This window comes from Mesoterricola silvestris, from assembly GCF_030295405.1.
Lineage (GTDB): Bacteria > Acidobacteriota > Holophagae > Holophagales > Holophagaceae > Mesoterricola > Mesoterricola silvestris.
In genome coordinates this window covers 4,523,170-4,543,309 of the sequence record NZ_AP027080.1, presented here as the reverse complement: position 1 = coordinate 4,543,309, position 20,140 = coordinate 4,523,170, and the positions used below count along the sequence as shown (strand labels likewise).

The 20,140-nt window shown below is 68.6% G+C and carries 17 protein-coding genes; 10 read left to right on the top strand and 7 right to left on the bottom strand.

Annotation, left to right across the window (positions count from 1 at the left end; translation table 11 throughout):
- The first annotated feature begins 2 nt into the window (after positions 1-2).
- The 4 genes from R2J76_RS19510 (at position 3) to R2J76_RS19495 (ending at position 3,865) form a co-directional block, all read left to right on the top strand.
- Positions 3-992: an aldo/keto reductase gene (locus tag R2J76_RS19510; RefSeq protein WP_316413334.1), complete on the top strand. Its 990-nt coding sequence runs from the start codon at positions 3-5 to the stop codon at positions 990-992.
- A gap of 62 nt (positions 993-1,054) precedes the next feature.
- Positions 1,055-2,170: an OmpA family protein gene (locus tag R2J76_RS19505; RefSeq protein ID WP_316413333.1), complete on the top strand. Its 1,116-nt coding sequence runs from the start codon at positions 1,055-1,057 to the stop codon at positions 2,168-2,170.
- A 95-nt stretch (positions 2,171-2,265) separates the two neighbouring features.
- On the top strand, positions 2,266-3,312 hold the full coding sequence (locus R2J76_RS19500; RefSeq protein WP_316413332.1) for a prephenate dehydrogenase/arogenate dehydrogenase family protein: 1,047 nt from the start codon (positions 2,266-2,268) through the stop codon (positions 3,310-3,312).
- Between the two features lie 157 nt (positions 3,313-3,469).
- A complete protein-coding gene (locus R2J76_RS19495) occupies positions 3,470-3,865 on the top strand; it encodes a hypothetical protein (protein WP_316413331.1) in 396 nt (131 codons plus the stop codon).
- On the opposite strand, the gene R2J76_RS19490 is transcribed toward R2J76_RS19495, so the two are convergent.
- Positions 3,834-4,736, bottom strand: a complete 903-nt coding sequence (locus R2J76_RS19490; protein ID WP_316413329.1) for a LysR family transcriptional regulator — start codon at positions 4,734-4,736, stop codon at positions 3,834-3,836. The two genes, R2J76_RS19495 and R2J76_RS19490, sit on opposite strands and share 32 nt — an antisense overlap.
- A gap of 402 nt (positions 4,737-5,138) precedes the next feature.
- Between R2J76_RS19490 and R2J76_RS19485 the strand changes: the two genes are divergently transcribed.
- Complete coding sequence (locus tag R2J76_RS19485) at positions 5,139-6,449, top strand: dicarboxylate/amino acid:cation symporter (protein WP_316413328.1); 1,311 nt, start codon at positions 5,139-5,141, stop codon at positions 6,447-6,449.
- A 14-nt stretch (positions 6,450-6,463) separates the two neighbouring features.
- Here the strand turns inward: R2J76_RS19485 and R2J76_RS19480 are convergent, their stop codons facing one another.
- The 3 genes from R2J76_RS19480 to R2J76_RS19470 are packed head-to-tail and all read right to left on the bottom strand — an operon-like array spanning position 6,464 to position 9,509.
- A complete protein-coding gene (locus R2J76_RS19480; RefSeq protein ID WP_316413326.1) occupies positions 6,464-7,837 on the bottom strand; it encodes a sensor histidine kinase in 1,374 nt (457 codons plus the stop codon).
- Positions 7,827-8,501, bottom strand: a complete 675-nt coding sequence (locus tag R2J76_RS19475; RefSeq protein ID WP_316413325.1) for a response regulator — start codon at positions 8,499-8,501, stop codon at positions 7,827-7,829. Before R2J76_RS19475 ends, R2J76_RS19480 begins: the two co-directional genes overlap by 11 nt.
- 9 nt (positions 8,502-8,510) lie before the next feature.
- Complete coding sequence (locus R2J76_RS19470; RefSeq protein WP_316413324.1) at positions 8,511-9,509, bottom strand: ABC transporter substrate-binding protein; 999 nt, start codon at positions 9,507-9,509, stop codon at positions 8,511-8,513.
- Positions 9,510-9,746: 237 nt separating this feature from the next.
- Here R2J76_RS19470 and R2J76_RS19465 point away from each other — a divergent pair, with 237 nt between their 5' ends.
- The 5 genes from R2J76_RS19465 to R2J76_RS19445 all read left to right on the top strand — a co-directional run bounded on the left by R2J76_RS19465 (position 9,747) and on the right by R2J76_RS19445 (position 16,351).
- Positions 9,747-11,000 carry a porin gene (locus R2J76_RS19465; protein ID WP_316413323.1) on the top strand — a complete coding sequence of 418 codons (1,254 nt, stop codon included), beginning with the start codon at positions 9,747-9,749 and terminating at the stop codon, positions 10,998-11,000.
- Positions 11,001-11,022: 22 nt separating this feature from the next.
- Positions 11,023-12,762, top strand: coding sequence for an anion permease (locus tag R2J76_RS19460; protein ID WP_316413322.1), 1,740 nt, complete (start codon positions 11,023-11,025; stop codon positions 12,760-12,762).
- Positions 12,763-13,093: 331 nt separating this feature from the next.
- Positions 13,094-13,561 (top strand): hypothetical protein, encoded by a 468-nt coding sequence (locus R2J76_RS19455; RefSeq protein WP_316413321.1) that lies wholly within the window; start codon positions 13,094-13,096, stop codon positions 13,559-13,561.
- 25 nt (positions 13,562-13,586) lie between these two features.
- Entirely contained in the window at positions 13,587-15,641 is a 2,055-nt protein-coding gene (locus tag R2J76_RS19450; RefSeq protein WP_316413320.1) for an alkaline phosphatase, read from the top strand.
- 92 nt (positions 15,642-15,733) lie between these two features.
- A complete protein-coding gene (locus R2J76_RS19445) occupies positions 15,734-16,351 on the top strand; it encodes a MarC family protein (RefSeq protein ID WP_316413319.1) in 618 nt (205 codons plus the stop codon).
- Positions 16,352-16,632: 281 nt separating this feature from the next.
- Here R2J76_RS19445 and R2J76_RS19440 read toward each other — a convergent pair whose 3' ends face one another.
- Genes R2J76_RS19440 through R2J76_RS19430 form a run of 3 tightly spaced genes read right to left on the bottom strand, consistent with a single transcriptional unit; the run spans position 16,633 to position 19,868 of the window.
- Entirely contained in the window at positions 16,633-17,160 is a 528-nt protein-coding gene (locus R2J76_RS19440; protein ID WP_316413318.1) for a ferritin-like domain-containing protein, read from the bottom strand.
- A 12-nt stretch (positions 17,161-17,172) separates the two neighbouring features.
- A complete protein-coding gene (locus R2J76_RS19435; protein ID WP_316413317.1) occupies positions 17,173-18,054 on the bottom strand; it encodes a 2-oxoacid:ferredoxin oxidoreductase subunit beta in 882 nt (293 codons plus the stop codon).
- 8 nt (positions 18,055-18,062) lie between these two features.
- Entirely contained in the window at positions 18,063-19,868 is a 1,806-nt protein-coding gene (locus tag R2J76_RS19430) for a 2-oxoacid:acceptor oxidoreductase subunit alpha (protein ID WP_316413316.1), read from the bottom strand.
- Between the last annotated feature and the right edge of the window lie 272 nt (positions 19,869-20,140).

Below are 20,140 nucleotides of genomic sequence, written 5' to 3'. Positions count from 1 at the left end.
AGATGCGCAAACGGAAAATCGGGAACCTCGAGGTTTCGGCCCTGGGCCTGGGCTGCATGGGCATGACCCATGGCTACGGTCCCTTTCCGGACCGGGCCGCCATGATCGGGCTGCTGCGGTCCGCCGTGGACCGCGGGGTCACCTTCTTCGACACCGCGGAGGTGTACGGACCCTACACCAACGAGGAGCTGGTGGGCGAAGCCCTCCAGCCCCTGCGGGCCAAGGTCGTCATCGCCACCAAGTTCGGTTTCGGCATCGGCCAGCCGGCGGTGGACGGCGGACCGGCCCTGGACAGCCGGCCGGAGAACATCCGCAGGGTGGCCGAGGCCTCCCTCCGGCGGCTTCGCACCGACGTCATCGATCTGTTCTACCAGCACCGGGTGGACCCGGCCGTGCCCATCGAGGACGTGGCCGGGGCCGTGAAGGACCTGATCCAGGCGGGCAAGGTCCGGCACTTCGGCCTCTCCGAGGCTTCCGCGGCCACGATCCGCCGGGCCCACGCGGTGCAGCCGGTGACCGCGCTGCAGAGCGAGTACTCCATCTGGGAGCGCCGCCTGGAAGGGAAGATCCTTCCCGTCCTGGAGGAGCTGGGCATCGGACTGGTGCCCTACAGCCCGCTGGGACGTGGCTTCCTCACCGGGGCGATGGACCACCGGACCACCTTCGCCGAGGGGGACTTCCGCAACAACCTGCCGCGGTTCACCGAGGAGGCCCGCAGGGCCAACCAGGCCCTGGTGGATCTGCTGGGCCGCATCGGCGCCCCCCGGCACGCCAGTCCCGCCCAGGTGGCCCTGGCGTGGCTGCTGGCCCAGAAGCCCTGGATCGTGCCCATCCCCGGCACCACCAAGGCGGCGCGCCTGGAGGAGAACCTGGGGGCCGCCGATCTGGAGCTCGGCGCCGGCGACCTCGCCGAGATCGAGGCCGCGGCCAAGGCCATGGACGTGCGGGGGGACCGGTACCCCGCCCCCCTGGAACGCCTCACCGGCCGTTGAAGGTCGATGCGCAGGGCGCAGGCGTTGTATGATGATTTAAGTCATTCATCCGAGGAGGCGATATGCGGAAAGCCCTTGTCTTCCTTCTGGCCGCATCGGCGGTCGGCCTCATGGCCCAGGAGGGGCAGTCCTACGGGACCATCCAGGGGGGCGCGGCCTTCCGCAAGGTCGCGAACTACTTCAACGATGGCCCGACCTTCGGGCTGGGCGCGGGACACTGGTTCTCGGACACCTGGTCCCTGGACCTGAAGGCCCTGCGGACGAATCAGGACGTGCGCGCCACGAATTCCGCCACCCACGAGTACCAGGGCCTGGTTTCGGCCCTGTACAACCTGAATCCGGGGGCCCCCAACTGGTATCCCTACCTGGCGGCGGGCACGGGCATGACCCGCATGCACGCGCCCCTGGTGGACGGCGACAAGAACAAGGTGAATTTCCACGCCGGGTTCGGCCTCATGGCCCACCTCACCGACCGGATCATCTTCCAGGGGGATATCAAGGCCCTGCGGGTCTCCGTCAATGGCGGCCACTCCAGCGAGATGCTCGCCCTGGCGGGCATCGGCTACACCTGGGGCGGCGCCCGCAAGGCCGTTCCCGCCCCGCCTCCGCCCCCCGCTCCCGAGCCGGTGGCCAAGCCTGAACCGCCCCCTCCGCCTCCCCCGCCGCCGCCGGCCCCCGAGCCGCCCAAGGAAGAGGCCAAGCCCGTTCCGCCGCCCCCGCCCCCGCCTCCGCCGCCCCCCGCCCGGATCGTGCTGGATGAGGCGATGCTGCACTTCGCCAACGGCAAGGTGGACATCGACGCCGAGGGCAACGCCGCCGTGCGCAAGGTGGCCGAGGGCCTCAAGGCCTACCCCGGCGACTACAAGCTGGTGGTGAGCGGCCACACCTCCTCCGTGGGCGGCAAGGCCCTGAACATCTCCCTGGGCAAGCGCCGTGCCGACGCCGTGGCCAGGATCCTGGCGGAAGCCGGCATCCCCGCCGGCCGCATCACCACCGTGGGCGTGGGCCCCGACAAGCCCATCGCCGACAACGCCACCAAGGAAGGCCAGGCCAAGAACCGCCGCGTGGAGATCGATGTGCAGGTGGCCGACGCCCGGGTCGAAGTGCGCAAGCAGGAGACCCAGGTCCAGGACACCCCCGCACCCGCGCCCCGGAAGCCGGGGAAGAAGACCCCGTAGATCAACCCCCCGCAGGAGGGCGGCCCGTCCCCAGGGACGGCGCCGCCCTTCGCCTTGCGGCCCTCCTAGGTCACAATGGCCCTGGAGGCGGCGCGGTGCGAATCGGCATTCTGGGCTACGGGAAGTTCGGTCAGGCCCTGGGGGGGCTGCTGGAGGAGGGGGGCTGCGCCTACCGGGCCCTGGACCCCGTAGCGCCCGTGCCGGCGGAGTACCGCGCACCGGACCTGGAGACCCTGGTGGCGGCCTCGGAGTTCCTCGCCCTGGCGGTGCCCGTGGGGGCCCTGCCGGAGGCCCTGGACCGGGTGGCGCCCCTGGTGGGGCCGGGGCAGATCGTCTTCGACGTGGCCAGCGTCAAGGTGCTTCCCGCGAAATGGATGGCCGAGCGCCTCCAGGGGCCCCACGTGGGCGTCCACCCCCTCTTCGGGCCCGTGAGCCTGGCCCGCGCCGAGCGGCCGCTGCGCACGGTGGTGTGCGCCGTGCCCGGCCACCGGGCCGCGGCGGACCGGGTGACGGGGCTCTTCCGGAGCCTGGGCTGCGAGGTGCTGGAGCAGAGCGCGGAGGACCACGACCGGCTCATGGCCAGCACCCACGCCCTGACCTTCTTCCTTGCCAAGGGGCTGCTGGAGATGGGGGCCGGGGCGGACCTGCCCTTCGCGCCGCCCTCCTTCCACGCCATCCAGCGCACCCTGGACGCGGTGCGGGAGGACGCCAGCCACCTCTTCACCTCCATCCAGAACCTCAACCCCTTCGCCGGGGAGGCCCGGTCCAAGCTGCTGCAGGCCCTGCAGGCCATCGACCAGGGCCTGGCCGGGCCCGGGGGCGGGGGCGAGGTGCCGGCCCCGGCCTCCCTTCCCGACCTGGGCCAGCGGTCCCCGGCGCTGGTGGAGGCCCGGGCCCGCATCGACGACCTGGACCGCGAACTGGTGGAACTCCTGGCCCGCAGGGCCGAGCTCAGCCGCCGCGCGGGCCGGGCCAAGGCCGCGCTGGGCGCCCCCGTCCTGGATCCGGGCCGGGAGGCGTCCCTGTTGCGGGACCGGCGGGACTGGGCCCGGGCGGAAGGCCTGGATCCGGACGTGGTGGAGGGGGTCTTCCAGGCCATCCTGCGCGCCAGCCGCCAAGTGCAAGGACCGGGCCCCAGGTAGTCATCGAATTTTTCGATTATAGCCATCAGTTACATTCGTTTGCGCCGATGGCCCGCCCGGCCCGACACTGGAACCAGCCAAGAGGCCGGGGCGTCGAGTCCCCCGCCGCGGGCGATTCCAACAACCTGGCCGGCTCCGCCGGCGTGGGAGCCATGCCATGGTCGGCAAGAAGAATGATCGCGTTTCTGTGAAGAACCGGTGCAAGGCCAGCGTGCGCGCCGGCGGCGGCGCCCCCAGCACCATCAGCCTCCTGGACCTGGGCACCCAGGGGTGCCGGGTGGAGATGCCGGCGCACCTCCTGGAGCGCGTCTCCGGGGATTCGGTCCTGGACGGCTGGTCCCTGATCCATCCGCTCCTGCCCATGGATGTGATCCAGGCCCAGGTGCTGGAAGCCCACCCGGCGGACCGGGCCGGCTTCGTGGAAGCCGAAGTGCGCTTCCTGGGCACCTCCGAGGGCTACCGCCGGGAGGTGCAGACCTGCATGAACAACCTGGCGCGGCCCTGGTGGCCCTCCAGCACCCTCACCGGGATGCCTTTTCCGGACCTCTGCTAGCCGCCCGCACGTGCTCCAGGAAGGCATGTCCCGCGGCGTCCAGGTGGCGCTGGGGATTCCACACCAGGTAGGTGGCCACCTGCAGGCGGGGACCGTCCCAGTTCAGGGGGACCAGGCGGCCCGCCTCCAGTTCGTCCTCCACGGCCATGCGGGGCAGGGGGGCGATGCCCAGGCCCACCTCCACGCAGCGCTTGATGGTCTCCACGTGCTGGAATTCCATGCCGTTGCCGGGGCGCGCCCCGGCCGCGATGAGCTGGCGCTCGAACTGGTCGCGGTAGCTGCAGCCGTTGGTCTTGAGCAGGGCCGGCTCCCGCACCAGGTCCCCGGTCGACACGGAGGGGCTCCGGGCCAGGCGGTGGCCGGCGCAGCCCAGCACCAGGATCTCCTCGTCCCGCAGCTTTTCCACGGCCAGGGTCTTGGAGGGAAAGGACTCCTCCAGGATGAAGGCGAAGTCCACCGCGCCCTCCAGCACCTGGCGCTTGAAATCCCGGGAGAAGCCCGGGAGGAACTGCAGCCGGATCTTGGGATAGGCGGCCGTGAAGGCCTTGAGCACCGGCGGCAGCAAATAGGTGCCGATGGTCTCCGTGGCCGTGAAGCGCACCACGCCCACGTCCCCGGTTTCCAGGCTGGAGGACAGGGCCTCGTCCGTGAGGGCCAGGATGCGCTCCGCATAGACCAGGAAGCGCCGCCCCGGCTCCGTGAGCTGGAGGTGGTTGCCCACCCGGTTGAAGAGCGCGTAGCCCAGGGTCTCCTCCAGGGCCTTCATCTGCGCCGTGACGCTGGACTGGGCGTAGCCCAGGGTTGTGGCGGTGCGGGTGAAGCTGAGGGACTGGGCCGCGGTCCTGAAGGTGAGCAGGTTCTTGGTCTCCATGGGACTCCTCGTCGGGTTCTTCGATTCTAGGGTGGGTCGGCAGACCTTAGGTTCCTTGAAACCGTGATGAAGGGGGTGTTCCGGGTTGAGCGGATCCCCGTTCATCCCATCGATCGGCGTTTATCCCGGTTTCCGCAGGGCGGACGCGGAGATGGGTCGGAGGGCGAGTAACTCCTCGAACCAAAGGTGGCGACAACTCCCAGCGACGTTCAAACGGGGATAAACAGGATCCTTGGGAAGAAGCAGGATAAAGAACGTACATCCTTCGCGCCATGAGTACAGCCAAGCGAAACAGGATCTTGGGTTTGCCGACACACCTCCGGTCTGAAAGGGAACTGAAAGACTCGGTGCCTAGACTCGGTCTGTCCATCCTTGCCAGTTCATCCCCTTTCCGGAGCCCCCATGCGCCGATTCTCCCGCAGTCTCTACGCCCAGGTGATTTTCGCCGTGGCCATCGGCGCGCTCCTGGGGTACTTCCAACCGAACCTGGGCGCTTCCATGCGTCCCCTGGGGGAGGGCTTCATCAAGCTGGTGAAGATGCTCATCGCGCCCATCATCTTCCTCACGGTGGTGCTGGGCATCGCCAAGATGGGCGACATGAAGAAGGTGGGCCGCGTGGGCGGCAAGGGCCTCCTCTACTTCGAGGTGCTCACCACCATCGCCCTGGCCATCGGGCTCGTCATCGCCAACTTCGTGCGGCCCGGGGCCGGCATGAACATCAACCCGGCCTCCCTGGACGCCAAGTCCATCTCCGCCTACACCCACGGGGCGCACCTCACCACCGTGGACTTCATCATGAACATCATCCCCAAGGACGTGGCCGACGCCTTCGCCAAGGGGGACATCCTCCAGATACTCCTTTTCGCCATGCTCTTCGGCAGCGCCCTGGCCTTCATCAAGGAGGACGGCGTCCCGGTCATGAGGTTCCTGGACGGGCTCAACAAGGTCTTCTTCCGCCTCGTGGCCATGGTCATGCGCCTGGCCCCCATCGGGGCCTTCGGGGCCATGGCCTTCACCGTGGGCAAGTACGGCCTCCACACCCTGGTGAGCCTGGGCAAGCTCATCGCGTGCTTCTACGCCACCAGCGCCCTGTTCGTCGTCCTCGTTCTGGGCCTGGTGATGCGCTGGGCGGGGCTCAGCCTCTTCAAGTTCCTGCGCTACATCCGGGAGGAGATCCTCATCGTGCTGGGCACCTCCTCCTCGGAAAGCGCGCTGCCCCTCATGATGGAGAAGATGGAGCGCCTGGGCTGCTCCAAGTCCGTGGTGGGCATGGTCATCCCCATGGGCTACTCCTTCAACCTGGACGGCACCTCCATCTACCTCACGCTGGCGGCGCTCTTCATCGCCCAGGCCACCAACACCCACGTCACCCTCACCCAGCAGCTCTACATCCTGGCCATCCTGCTGCTGACCTCCAAGGGCGCCGCGGCCGTCACCGGCGGCGGCTTCATCACCCTGGCGGCCACCCTCTCGGTGGTGGGCAACATCCCCGTGGCGGGCCTGGCCCTGCTGCTGGGCATCGACCGCTTCATGAGCGAGGCCCGGGCCATCACCAACCTCATCGGCAACGGCATCGCTTCCGTGGCCGTGTCCAAGTGGGAGGGGGAGCTGGACGTGGAGCGGGCGAGGTACTTCCTGGATCACCCGGCCGTGGTGGAAGAGGAGGAATACCAGCATTCGCGGATTCCGGCCAACCCGGGCGTCCTGTACTGAATGCGGGTGGGCCTTTACGGGAAGGTGACCGTCACGACCAGCCCCGTGCCCGCGTCCGGATCGGACAGTTCGATGGTGCCCCCCAGGGCGTGGGCGACTTCCTGGGCGATGGAGAGTCCCAGGCCGCAGCCCTGGGTTCCGTCCACCTGCAGCCGGCAGAAGCGCTCGAAGACCCGCGCGCGGTCCGCCGGGGGGATGCCGGGGCCGTTGTCCTCGACCTTGAGGACGAGCCCCTGGCCGGGGCGGTCCACGGTCACCGTGACGACGCCGCCGGGCTGGGTGTAGTGGAGGGCGTTGTCCACGAGATTGGCCAGGAGCTCGTGGAGCATGGAGGCGGAACCGGGCATCTCGGCCTGGTCCGTGAGCACGTCCAGGCCCAGGTCCATGTCCCTGGACTGGGCCAGGGCTCCCTGCTCCTCCAGCACCCGCTGGGCCAGCTCCGCCACGTTCACGCGGTTCCGGAAGGGAAGGAAGGAGGCTTCGGCCCGGGAGAGGCTGAGGAGCTGATTGACGAGGCGGGTGCCCTGGCGCACCCCCTGGAGGATGGCGGCGAGGGCCTGGTCCTTCAGGGCCGGGTCGGATTCGCGCAGGCCGAAGTTCACCTGGGTCTGGAGGATGGTGAAGGGGGTGCGCAGCTGGTGGGCGGCGTTGGCGATGAAGCGGCTGCGCACCGCCATCTGGGTGTCCAGGCGCTCCACGTAGCCGTTGATGGCCCCCACCAGGGGCTGGAGCTCGGTGGGCACGGGGCCGGCGTCCAGCGGTTCCAGGGAACCGGCGTGGCGCTCCTGCACCCGGTCCCGCAGCAGGAGGATGCTCTTCAGGGCCCCCCGCAGGGCCAGCCACACCAGGATGGCCACCAGGACCAGGGTCAACAGGTCCTGGCGGATGTTGCCGAGCCAGATGCGCTGGGCCAGGGCGTCGTGGGCCTGGAAGGTCTGGGCCACCTCGATGACCACCGGACCTTCGCCCGGGGCCCCGAAGACCGGCTGGGCGTAGGCCACCACCCGAACGGGTTCGTTGCGCACCCGCGTCGTGAAGCGGGTGGATTCCTCGGGGCGCAGGTCCCCCGGGGGCGCGGGCACCTCGGCGTAGCCCGAGAGCAGCACGCCCCGGCTGGAGGCGATGCGGTAGTAGACCCGGTCCCCGGTGTCGCCCTGGAAGAGCTCCAGCGCGGAGGGGGGAATGGCCACTTCGATGAGGCCGTCCTCGAAGCTGACCTGCTGGGCGATGGTGCGCGCCGAACCCAGCAGGAGCCGGTCCTGGACCACCGTGGCCATGGCCGCGGCGTCCCGGCGGGACAGGAGGATCCCCAGGGCCGCGGTCGAGGCCAGGGGCACCAGGAGCCACACCAGGATGCGGCTGCGAAGGCTGGAGATCCTAATCCACATGGCGCGGCTTCAGCAGGTAGCCCAGGCCCCGCAGGGTCACGATCACGGCGTCGCCCGGCTCCAGCTTGCGGCGCACGCGGTGCACGTAGATCTCGATGGCGTCCGGGTTGACGTCCTCGTCCAGGGAGAAGAGGCTCTCGGCCAGCCCGCGCTTGCTCACGGTCTTGCCGGCCTTCATCATGAGCATCTCCAGCACCGAGTGCTCCCGGGGCGTGAGGGAGAGGGGGGCTCCGGCCAGGGTGAACACGCGGCTGTTGGTGTCGTAGGCCAGGGAGGCGCAGGTGAGCACCGGATTCTTCTGCTGGTTGGCGCGCCGGAGCAGGGCCCGCATGCGGGCCTCCAGTTCGTGGACCTCGAAGGGCTTGGCCATGTAGTCGTCGGCGCCGATGTCCAGGCCGTCCACGCGGTCCTTGGTGCCGTCGAAGGCGGTGAGGATGAGCACGGGCACCGGGTTCCGCCGGCCCCGGAGGCGCTTGAGCACCTCCCGGCCGTGGAGGCCGGGAAGCGCCAGGTCCAGAATGACCAGGTCGTAGGTCTCGGTGGTCAGGCGCAGATCGGCGTCGGGGCCGTCGTAGGAACACTCCACCGTGTACCCGTCGGCGTGGAGGGTCCGGGCCAGCCATTCGGAAAGCGCGCGGTTGTCCTCCACCAGCAGGATCTTCATGGGGCTCCTTCAGCGGGCGGCGGTGACGAATTCCAGGGTGTACGTGCTGGGAAGATCGATGGTCTTGCCATGGAGGCTCTTGTCGGTGCTGCGCAGCACCTTGAGCACGTGGGCGGGGCCCCCTTCGGGCATGCGCCCGTCGGGGATGAAGATGGCCTTGCTGCGGCCCAGGGCCTTCACGTAGGTGGCCCGGTCCCCCCCGTAGAAGTCGGGGGGGATCTGGGCGGCGATCTCCGCGGCGGTGTGGGTCTGGATGTAGCGCAGGGCCTTCACCAGGGCGTTGACGAGCCTCTGGACCTCGGGCTTGTGCCGGGCCACCCAGGCGGTCTGCATGTAGAGGCAGGCCGAGGGGTACAGGCCGCCCAGGGCGCGGACGGTGTCCTCGGGGGTGCGCAGATCCGCCAGGACCCGGGCCTGGCCCGCGTTGAGCAGGCGGCTCGCGGTGGGTTCGGTGGTCATGCCGGCCTGGATGGTGCCCCGGGTCATGGCTCCGATGAAATTGTCGCCCGTGCCCACGGGCAGGAAATTCACCTGGCTGGCCTTGAGGCCCGCGGCCAGCACCAGGTACCGGGACAGGAACTGGGTGGAGGAACCCAGGCCCGTCACGCCCAGGGTGCACCCCTTCAGGTCGGCCATGGACCGCACGGAGGGCGGCATCCGGGCCGATACCAGCTCCACCTCCCCCGGCGCCTGGGAGAACTGGATGACGTTCACCAGGGCCTTGCCCTTGGCCTGCAGGTAGAGGGTGTGGTCGTAGAAGCCCACCACCCCCTGCACGGTGCCCACCAGCAGGACATCGGCCCCGTGGATGCCGGACCATTCGCTGCGGATCTCCACGTCCAGGCCCTCGGCGCCGAAGTAGCCCAGCCGCTCGGCAAGCTTCACCGGCAGGTAGATGATCTTCTCGACGCCCCCCACCATCAGGGTGATGGGTTCGCCGGCGGCCGCCCGGCCCGGACCGGCCGCCAGGGCGAGGGCGAGCAGGCACTGCAGGATTCGGGTGTTCATGGGAGCTCCTGACGGGCGGGTGGGGTGGCCAATCCCCTGCCAGGATGGCCGATTTTCAGAGGTTGGGGACCCGCCCCGTGATGGTCGTCACAGCCATTGGAACTGAAAGGTGGCTGAAAGGTCCAGTGCCTAGATTTGAACCAGAACCTGACATCCGTCTGTCCACGAGTCCGGCCGCGCGGCCCCGCCGGAGGCCCGGGCTCCGTCCCGAACGCACCCTTTCCGAAAGGAAGCCCCATGAACGTCCCCCGGATCCTCGGCCTCTCCACCGCGCTCGTGGCGGGCTGCCTCCAGGCACAGACCGTCGACGTGCAGGCCGAACTGGCCTCCCAGAAGGCCCGCATCGCCGAACTGGAGAAGAAGGTCGCGCCCCAGGCCGCCGCAGGCCCCATCGTCTTTCCCGAGGCGCTCACGCCCTACATCCTCATCGACCTGACCCTGGTGGGCAAGAGCAACGCCACCGCCGACGGCCGCACAAAGGTGGACATGGGCGAGCCCTTCTTCAGCGGCAACCGGTGGGGCCTCAAGGGCCTCGTGAAGACCAACGTGGATGGCCTCGCCGTCATCTACAAGCTCGAAAGCGAGTACTTCCTCTACGACGGCGAGCAGGGCAAGACCAACGCCCTCTTCAACCGCGACGCCTGGGTGGGCATCAGCGGCAAGTCCTTCGGCAAGATCACCATCGGCCGCCAGAACACCCTGGCCCGGGATTTCGCCGTCATCTACTGCGACCCCTTCAACCACGCCGAGGTGAACTACGACGAAGGCGGCTGGACCAACAACTCCAATTTCAAGTCCCTGGTCTACTACGCCGGCGCCGTGAGCCTGGGCCCGGTCACCGGCGGCCCCGCCCAGACCCGCATGGACAAGGGCATCGTCTGGAAGAAGATGAGCGACGAGGGGCTGTGCTTCGGCGCCGCCTACAACCTCAACTACGAAGCCAACACCTCCGTGAAGAATTCCACCGGGTCCGTGGCGCTGGGCTGGAATGCCCGCGTCTGGCACGTGTCGGGGTTCTACACCCAGGCCAACAACAACAATTTCACCCAGAAGTCCATGTCCCTGGGCGGCAACGTCTACGTCACGCCCAAGCTGAAGATCAACGCCGGCTACTTCCACTACACGGCGGAGCAGGGCCTGAACCACTCCGATCGCACGGACAACGCCTACACCCTCTCCGGCTCCTATTCCCTCAACCCGAAGTGGACCCTCTTCGCCGGCGTCCAGACCATCAAGGTGGATCACGCGGGCATGGCCACCGCCACCGGCGCCATCCCCAACGCCTTCGCCAACGGCGCCAACGCCGCCTTCTACACCACGGGCAGCAAGGACTCCTACTACGCCGCCGTCCGGCGCCACCTCAGCCGGAAGATCGAGGCCTACGTGGTCTACGACTACATGAAGCTCCACGACGCCTACAAGCTCTCCACGTCCATCGCCAAGGACAGCCAGGCCGAGTACGGCGTGGGCCTGCGCATCTCCGCCCTGTAGCCTCCACTTAAGGGACCCATCCATGTCGACCCCTACCCCTGAAAAGAGCGGATGGCAGGGCGCCAAGCCCCTCCAGCTGTTCGCGACCGTCCTGGTCGGATGCCTCCTCTACTTCGTCCTGCCCCGGCTCGCGCCGGTTCCGGACGCCAAGCTCTTCGCGGGCTCTGCGGGGGCCAAGGCCGCCGCCGCCAAGAAGGACAAGACCGCCAAGCCCGCCCCCGACAAGGCGGCGAAGCCCGCCGTGGACAAGGCTCCCGCCCCCGCGGCCGAAAAGGCCTCCCCCTCCGCCAAGGACCTGGCCGCCGCCCGCATGGAGGCCGAGGTGAAGGCCAAGGTGGAAGCCGGACTCAAGGCCAGGGCGGAAGCCGAAGCCAAGACCAAGGCCGAGGCCGACGCCAAGGCCAAGGCGGATGCCGAGAAGCTGCGGCGGGAGGACTGGGTCCGCGCCCTGCACCTCTTCGCCATCTTCGTGGCCACCATCCTGGGCATCATCCTGCGGCCCCTGCCCATGGGCGCCGTGGCCATCATCGGCGTGGGCCTCACGGCCATCACCGGCACCCTCTCCATCGGCGAAAGCCTCAGCGGGTTCTCCGAAAAGACCCTTTGGCTGATCATCGTGGCCTTCATGTTCGCCCGGGGCTTCATCAAGACCGGCCTGGGCACCCGCATCGCCTACTTCTTCATGAGGCTCCTGGGCAGGCGGACCCTGGGCCTCGCCTACGGCCTGGCCGCCACGGAGTTCTGCCTGGCCCCCGTGGTGCCCAGCAACACGGCCCGAACCGCCGGCATCATCATGCCGATCATGCGCAGCCTGGCCCGGGCCTACGGCTCCAACCCCGGGGACGGCACCGAGCGCCGGATGGGCGCCTACCTCACCATGACCTGCTTCAACATCGACCTCATCGTCAGCGCCATGTTCCTCACCGCCATGGCGGCCAACCCCATGGCCCAGAAGTTCGCCGCCGACTTCGGCGTCACCATCACCTGGAGCAGCTGGTTCGTGGCGGCCATCGTCCCCGGCCTCGTGGGCCTCCTGGTCATCCCCTACGTCTTCTACAAGCTCTACCGGCCCGGGATCACCGAGACCCCCGAAGCCGTGGAGATGGCCACCGCCAAGCTCAGGGAGATGGGCCGCCTGTCCATGTCCGAGTGGCTCATGACGGGCGTGTTCGCCGTGGTCCTGCTCCTGTGGGTCTTCGGCGAGAAGTTCCTGGGCATGGACGGCACCACCGCCGCCCTCCTGGGCCTGGGCCTCCTGCTGCTCACCGGCGTCCTCCACTGGACCGACGTCCTGGCCGAGCACAACGCCTGGGACGTGCTCATCTGGACCGGCGGCCTCATCATGATGGCCGGCTTCCTCAACAAGCTGGGCATGATCCCCTGGTTCAGCAAGGTGGTGGGCGCCTCCATGGCCGGCCACGGATGGATCTTCGGGTTCCTGGTGCTCTGCCTCACCTACTTCTACGCCCACTACTTCTTCGCGAGCATGACCGCCCACGTGGGCGCCATGTATGCCGCCTTCCTGGGCGTGTCCATCACCCTGGGCGCCCCCCCCATGCTGGCCGCGCTGGTGCTGTGCTTCTTCTCGAACCTGCACGCCAGCATGACCCACTACGGCACCGGCCCCGCCGCGGCCATGTTCGGCATGGGCTACGTGCCCATCGGGACCTGGTGGCGCCTGGGCTTCATCGTCAGCCTCGTGAACATCGCCATCTGGGTGTTCGTGGGCGGCGCCTGGTGGAAGGTGCTGGGTCTCTGGTAGCGCTGGAACGTCGGGAACGGGCCGCTCTTGTGGCCCGTTCCAGCGGTCCCATTGTGAGCGCCCGCGGGAAAGCTGCGGGCGCTTGCCGTTTCCAGGCACAGCGAAAGGGATCGCGGACGTGGGGCACCCCTCTCCGGGCTTGGGCCTCCCGTCCTGACGTCCCGTGAGGTTACGGGCCGGGAACTTTGCGGTGACAAGGGTCCACCCGTTTGGCCACCTGGAATGGGAAGACGTGGGGACAGTTGGATTAGCTTCACGGTGGGGAATTGAGCGCGGACAGGGCGGCGTTGACAGGGGGTGGGGGGCGCCTAACCTCACCCCAGAGGTCACCATGCGCATTCCCCTTTCCAGCTGTCTGGGCATCGCCCTGTCCCTGGCTTCCTTCGCGCCCTGCCGCGGGGAGGAGGCCGTCCCGGCCCTTGGGTTCAAGGAGGTGCTCGACACCTCGGGGCCGGAGCTGAAGCCTTCGGCGCGGGTCCTCGCGCTGGCGGGGAGCCGGGTGAAGCTGGTGGGCTTCATGGCGAAGATGGAGGTGGCTCCCAAGGGGGCCTTCTATCTGGCGCCACGGCCCGTGGCCTGCGACGAAGAGGGGGGAGGCACCGCGGACCTGCCCCCGGAGGCGGTGTACGTCGTGGTCCGGTCCTCCCCCGGCGAGGAGATCGCCTACACGCCCCGGGCCCTCGAGGTGACGGGGCAGCTCCAGGTGGGCTACCGCTGCGAGCCCGACGGACGCGTGACGCACCTGAGATTGATTCTGGACCAGCCGCAGGATCTGCTCGGCGCCGTGCCGAAGCATTGACCATACCCCACGCCCCGGAGGCACCATGAACCCCCTCGTTTCCATCCGCAGGGCCCTCGCCCTCTCCGCGCTCCTGGCCGCGGTGCCGGCGGCGGCGGCCCCCGCCGGCGCCGCGCTCATGCCCCCCGACGGGGCCCGGTTCCTCTCCCACCAGCGCTTCGATATCCGGGTGGAGGGGCAGAGCTCCGGCGCCTGCACCGCGAAGGTCTGGATCGACGGGCACCAGGCGGCCTTCACCTCGGGCGCCCAGGGCACGACCACCACGGACGGCATTTCCGCCCCGGGCTGGGCGGGCTTCAACGTGCGGGGCACCACCCTGGCCTCCCCGGGCTGGCACACCCTCACCGCGGAGATCACCGACGCCACCGGCACCGCCACCCTCACCTCCCGGGTGCAGGTCATCGATCCCTTCCACGGCGGCCGGGGCGGGCGCCGCCTCACCCGGAACATCGTCATCATGCTGGGCGACGGCATGGGCGTGGCCCACCGCACCGCGGCCCGCATCGTGCGCTACGGCGTCACGGCGGGGGATCCCGGAGGGCGGCTCGAGATGGATCGCTTCCCCGGCCTCGGCCTGGTGAGCACCCACTCCCTGAACAGCATCATCACCGATTCCGCCCCGGGCATGGCCTGCTACGCCTCGGGCAACCACTTCGCCAACAGCCAGGAGGGGGTCTACCCCGCCCACGTCACCAATCCCTTCTTCGCGCCCCGGGTGGAGTACCTTTCGGAATACCTGCACCGCGTGAAGGGCACCGCCCTGGGCCTGGTCACCACGGCCGACGTGGAGGACGCCACCCCCGCCGCCAACGCCGTCCACACCGCCAACCGCAACAACGGCACGGGCGTGGTGGACCAGTACCTGGACGAGAGCGACGCCTCCGGCAAGGGCGGCCACGGCACGGGCCTGAAGGTCCTCATGGGCGGGGGCCGGCGCTGGTTCCTGCCTTCCACGACGCTCTATTCCAGCCGCACCGCGGCCACGGGCTACGCCGGGCTGCCCAAGGACGTCCTGTCCGGATGGGGCCTGCCCTCCACGCCCGCGGCCCAGGGCCTGGCGAACCGGGATCTCATCGCCGAATTCAAGGGCGCCGGGTTCACCTATGCCCGCACCTCTGCCGAACTCCAGGCCCTCACCGCCGGCCACGCTCCGGACAAGCTGCTGGGCCTTTTCGGCTACGGCAACATGAACGTGGCCCTGGACAAGGTGGCCAAGCGCCGGGGAATCCTGCCTCCCGGGGCCTCCAGCTTCGCGGTGGACGACTACCTGGCCCCCGACCAGCCCATGCTGGACGAGATGGCCGAGGCGGCCTTCCACGTGCTTTCCCGCCACCGCGAGGGCTTCGTGCTCATGGTGGAGGGCGCCCACATCGACAAGCAGTCCCACCTGATGGACGCGGACCGCGCCATCGGCGAGACCCTGGAATTCGACCGGGCCGTGGGCGTCGCCCGCAAATGGGCGGACCGCCTGGGCGACACCACCGTGCTGGTGCTGGCGGACCACGAGTGCTCCGGCTTCAGCCTCATCGGCGCCCTGTCCCTGGAGGGCGGTGTGCAGGCCCTCAAGGCCCTGCCTTCCGATGCCGCCACCCTGTCGCCCTCCCAGGTCCCCGCGCGGCAGAACGCCGTGGGCACCTACGACCTGGCGGGCTTCCCGGCCTACCAGATCCTCGCCGACGGCTATCCCGCCACCATGGACATCGACAACAAGATGCTGGTGGGCTTCGGCGCCAACAGCGACCGCTACGAATCCTGGCTCTCCAAGCCCACCCCCGTCATCGACAGCCTCCTGCCCGGCGCGTTCAAGGGCACCGGGGGCCTGCTGGGCGCCAAGGGCTACGCGACGATCCCCGAACTGCGGAACGTGGACGCCAACGGCTTCTTCGTGCGGGGCCAGCTGAACGGCGAGGGCCAGGCCGTCCACACCGCAGCCGATATCCCGGTGTCGGCCTACAGCTCTGGCAGCCGTGCCTGGATGCGGTTCGTGGGAACCCAGAAGAACACCGACATCTTCTTCAAGCTGGCCCAGGCGGCGCTGGGGGGAGACGAGCGCGGGGACTACGACCGGGACGACGACTAGCTTCCTGGCCACCGGCCCACCGTGGGCGCCCGCAGCCAGGCTGCGGGCGCTTTCCGTTTGCCTCGCCCGGGTGGGCAGGGGAGAATGGCCTGATGGCACCATCTCCCTCGTCCTTCACCTCGGCGCTCATCCTTCTTGTCCTGGTCACGGACCCCCTGGGCAACATCCCTCCCTTCATCGGGATCCTGCGGCAGGTGGATCCGGCCCGGCGCAGGCGGGTGATCATCCGGGAAGTGCTCCTGGCCTCGGCGATTCTCGTGTTCTTCGCGCTGTTCGGGCAGGGGGTGCTGCGGCTCATGCACCTGTCGGACACCTCCCTGGGCATCGCGGGTGGTGTGATCCTCTTCCTCATCGCCCTGAAGATGGTCTTTCCCCACGCCGAAGGCAACGCGGAATCCGCGCGCAAGGGGGAGCCCTTCCTGGTGCCCCTGGCCATCCCCCTCATCGCGGGGCCCAGTTCCATCGCCTCGGTGCTGCTCCTGGTCTCGGGCGATCCGGCCCGGCTCTGGGAGTGGCTCGCGGCCATCGGGGTGGCCATGGCGATCTCGGCCGTGGTGCTGGTGTTTGCCGAGCGCATCGCCGCCTTCCTGGGCGAGCAGGTGACGATGGCCTTCGAGCGGCTCATGGGACTGGTGCTGACGGCCATGGCCGTGGAAATGCTTTTGTCCGGCATCCAGAAATTCGCCAGGCAGGTGATGGCCGCGGCTTAGATATCCCCTGCATCCGGTTCATCCGGCTTTTATCCCCGTTTCAGCAGGGCCAAGGCAGGGATGGGTTGGTGCACCCGGGTATGGAATGCGCCGGCTCAACGCTGCGCTGGCCCTGCTGAAACGGGGATAAAAGCCGGATGAAATGGATGCAGGGGATGAAGCCAAGCCATAGCGAAGCCTCTGGCCATTCCCAGAGAGTCACAGCCTCGTAAGCGTACGAGTCAAATAACCGCCATCACCCCGGCATTGACGATGCGCCGGCCCTTCCACAAATTCCATTCCTAGTCCACCGCCGCCGGGGGATCCACGAAGTCCTCGTCATCCAGCGGGCCGTCCGGGGGGAGCTTGTCCAGTTCGGCGCGGACCAGGGCCTGGTGCTGGCGTTCCTCGTCCCGCAGTTCCACGAACAGGGCGGCCACGGCGGGGTCCTGGATGGAGGCCAGGGCCCCCTCGAAGAAGGCGTGGGCCTTGATCTCGGCGGCCAGGGCGGCCTCCATGGCGCGGCGCGGGGTCATGAAGGCCCGGGCGGCGTCGTAGTCGGGGGCTTCCACGTCCCAGATCATGGCCGCGTTGACGCGGGAGGGGGCGTCCCGGAAGTCCAGCTCCCGGCGGGCCCGCAGGTCCCGGCCGTGCTTGGCCTCGTTCTCGATCATGTAGCGGAAGAACTTCGCGGCTTCTGGGGTGCGGTGCTGCTCCATCTGGAACGCGAACTCCTCGTAGCGTTCCATGGCCTCGTCCTCCACCAGGATGGCGAGGTCGAGGGCGTCCATCAGGGTCAGCGCGGCCAGGTCAATGCCTCGGATGGTCATGGGGGCTCCGGTTCACTTCTTGATGAAGAGGTCCAGGATGTTCTCCACGGGGAGGGCGTTCTTCGAGAGCTCCTCCTGCCGGGCCTTGACCAGGTCGCCGTAGGTGGGGGGAGGTTCGGGGTTGCGGTAGAAGACGCCCAGGTGGAGCTTGCGTCCGTAGTGCTGGGCCAGGTCCATGGCCGCGAGGCGGTCGCTGGAATCGTGGCCCAGGGCCTCCAGGCTCTCCTGCATGGCCTTGAGGCCCTTGATCTGCTGCTCCTCCATGCCGTAGGTGACGCAGGGGGACTGGATGTTCACGAAGGCGAAGCCGGGGTAGCGGATGGCGGCCTCGATGATGGTGGCCATGCCGGCCAGATCCGTGGGGGCGGCCTGGGCCACGAAGCCCGCCCCGTAGGCCAGCATGTAGAGCAGCGGGTTCACCGGCTCCTCCAGGCTGCCGTGGCGGGAGGTGCAGGTGGTCAGCCCCTTGTGGGAGGTGGGCGAGAGCTGGCCCTTGGTGAGGCCGTAGATCTGGTTGTCCATGACGATGTAGGCGATGTCCATGTTGCGGCGCACCATGTGGGCCAGGTGGCCGCCGCCGATGGAGAAGCCGTCCCCGTCGCCGCCGGCGGCGAGCACCAGCAGATCGGGGTTGGCCATCTTGATGCCCTGGGCGATGGGCAGGCTGCGGCCGTGGACGCTGTTGAAGCCGTAGGCCGTCGTGTAGCCCGGAATGCGGCTGGAGCAGCCGATGCCGGAGACGAAGGCGATCTCGTGGGGGGGGCGGCCGATGGCGGCCAGGGCCCGGTAGATGCCCTGGAGCACCCCGAAGTCGCCGCATCCGGGGCACCAGATGGGCTTGAGGTCGCTCTTGTAGTCCTTGGGCTGGAATTCGCAGGTGGCGGTACCGTTCATGGTCGACCTCACTCCTGGGGCTGAAGTTTGCCCTCGTGCCTGCGCTGCAGTTCCGAGAGGAGATTGTGGAGGGCCGCGACGATCTCGCCGGGCAGGAAGGGATTGGCGCCGCTGCGGGCCAGGGGCCGCACGCCGGAGGGCAGGTCCAGGTGCATGCGCAGGAGCTTGTGGAACTGGGCCAGGTGGGTCTGCTCGATGATCAGGCCCTTGCGCACGGAGGCGAAGAAGTCCCGGTAGGCGCCCTCGGCCACGGGGTAGAGCAGGTAGGGCACCATGAGCTTGACGTTCAGGCCCTCCTCCTGGGCCATCTGGAGCGCCTCGCGGCACACGCCGGCGACGCTGCCCCAGGCCACCATCGCCAGGGGGGCGTCGGGGTTGCCCAGCACCTCGAAGAGGTCCTTGCGGTCCTTGAGGGGCTCGAACTTGCGGGTGCGCTTCTCGTTCATGCGGGCGTGGACCGTGCCGCTGTTGGTGGGGGCGCCGGATTCCGTGTGCTCGATGCCCGACGCCAGGTAGGTGCCGCCCAGCATGCCGGGGTGGCTGATGGGGCTGATGAAGTTCTCGGTGGGGGCGAAACGCTTGTAGTCCTTCAGGTCGATGGCGGAGGGCTCCAGGCGGTCGATCACCTCGAACTGGCGGGTGTCGATGGGATCCAGGGTCTCCTTGCGCTGGCTGATCTCCTGGTCCGACAGGATGATCACCGGCGTCTGGTAGAACTCGGCGATGTTGAAGGCCTCCACCGTGATGCGGAAGGTGTCCGCCACGCAGGTGGGCGCCAGCACCGGGCGGATCACGTCGCCGTGCGCGGAGAAGACCGCGGCGAAGAGATCGGCCTGCTCGTTCTTGGTGGGCAGGCCCGTGGAGGGGCCGCCGCGCTGCACGTCCACGATCACCAGGGGCAGCTCGGCGATGGTGGCCAGGCCCATCATCTCGGTCTTCAGGGAGAGCCCGGGGCCGGAGGTGGCGGTCATGGCCTTGACCCCCGCGAAGGAGGCCCCCACGGCCGCGCCGATGCCGGCGATCTCGTCCTCGGCCTGGAGCACCGACCCGCCGTACTTCCACACGTGGTCCGTGAAGAACTGCATGATCTCGGTGGAGGGGGTGATGGGATACCCGCCGAAGAACCGGCAGCCCGCGAAGATCGCCGCCGCCGCGCACATGTCGTTGCCGTCGGTGATGAGCTTGACGGCGCCCTTGGTCTCGGAGGGCACGATGTTCATGTTCACCTTGAGCGGGTTGGCCATGGCGAAGGCCCGGCCCGCGTCGAAGGCGCGCTGGTTGGCTTCCACCAGCTCCTCGCCCTTCTTGGCCAGCTTCTTGCGGATGCCCTTCATGACGGCCACGGCGCCGATGCCGAACCAGCCCGCGATGAGGCCCAGCACCACCGTGTTCTTGGCGCGCTCGGTGCCCGCGGTGTCCTTGGCCATCTGGGCGATGGGCACGGGGATCACCTGGCGCGGCACCACGCCCACCAGGGGGATGCGGTCGGGGGGGATCAGGGTGGCGGCCTCGTAGATCACCACGGTGGTGCCGCTCACGGGCAGTTCCGCGCCGAACTTGAGGAAGTCCTCCCAGTTGAGCGCCACGGCCACGTCCAGGTTGCCGCCCGGGTTCAGGATGGGGTCGGTGCTGATGCGCACCCGGCAGCTGGATTCGCCGCCCCGGATCTGGGAACCGAAGCTCTTGGTCATGACGCCGTGGTAGCCCTCGGCCGCCGCGGCCTGCAGGAGGGAGTCCCCCGCGGAGACGATGCCGTCGCCTCCGGAGCCGGCCATGCCGAATACGAGATTGTGCGCCGGACTTTGGTCGCTCATGGCTTATGCCCTTCAAAAAGGGGGTGTCGGATCGGTTCAGGATTTCCCATGCGTCCGCCCCATGTTATCCACCGGAGGCGGCCGGGGAAATGGGCATCTGGGCAGAGATCCGCAATTCCGGCGAAGGCGGGCCGGGGGATCGGATTTTGGCTGGGGGAAAGCGAATTGAAAGGTAATTATGCGTGCATCGGCCGTCCCAAGGGGAGAAATCAAAGGACTTTTCGGTCGTCAATGAGTGACCTTTGTCACGATAGGTGGCGTTTTCCTTGTTT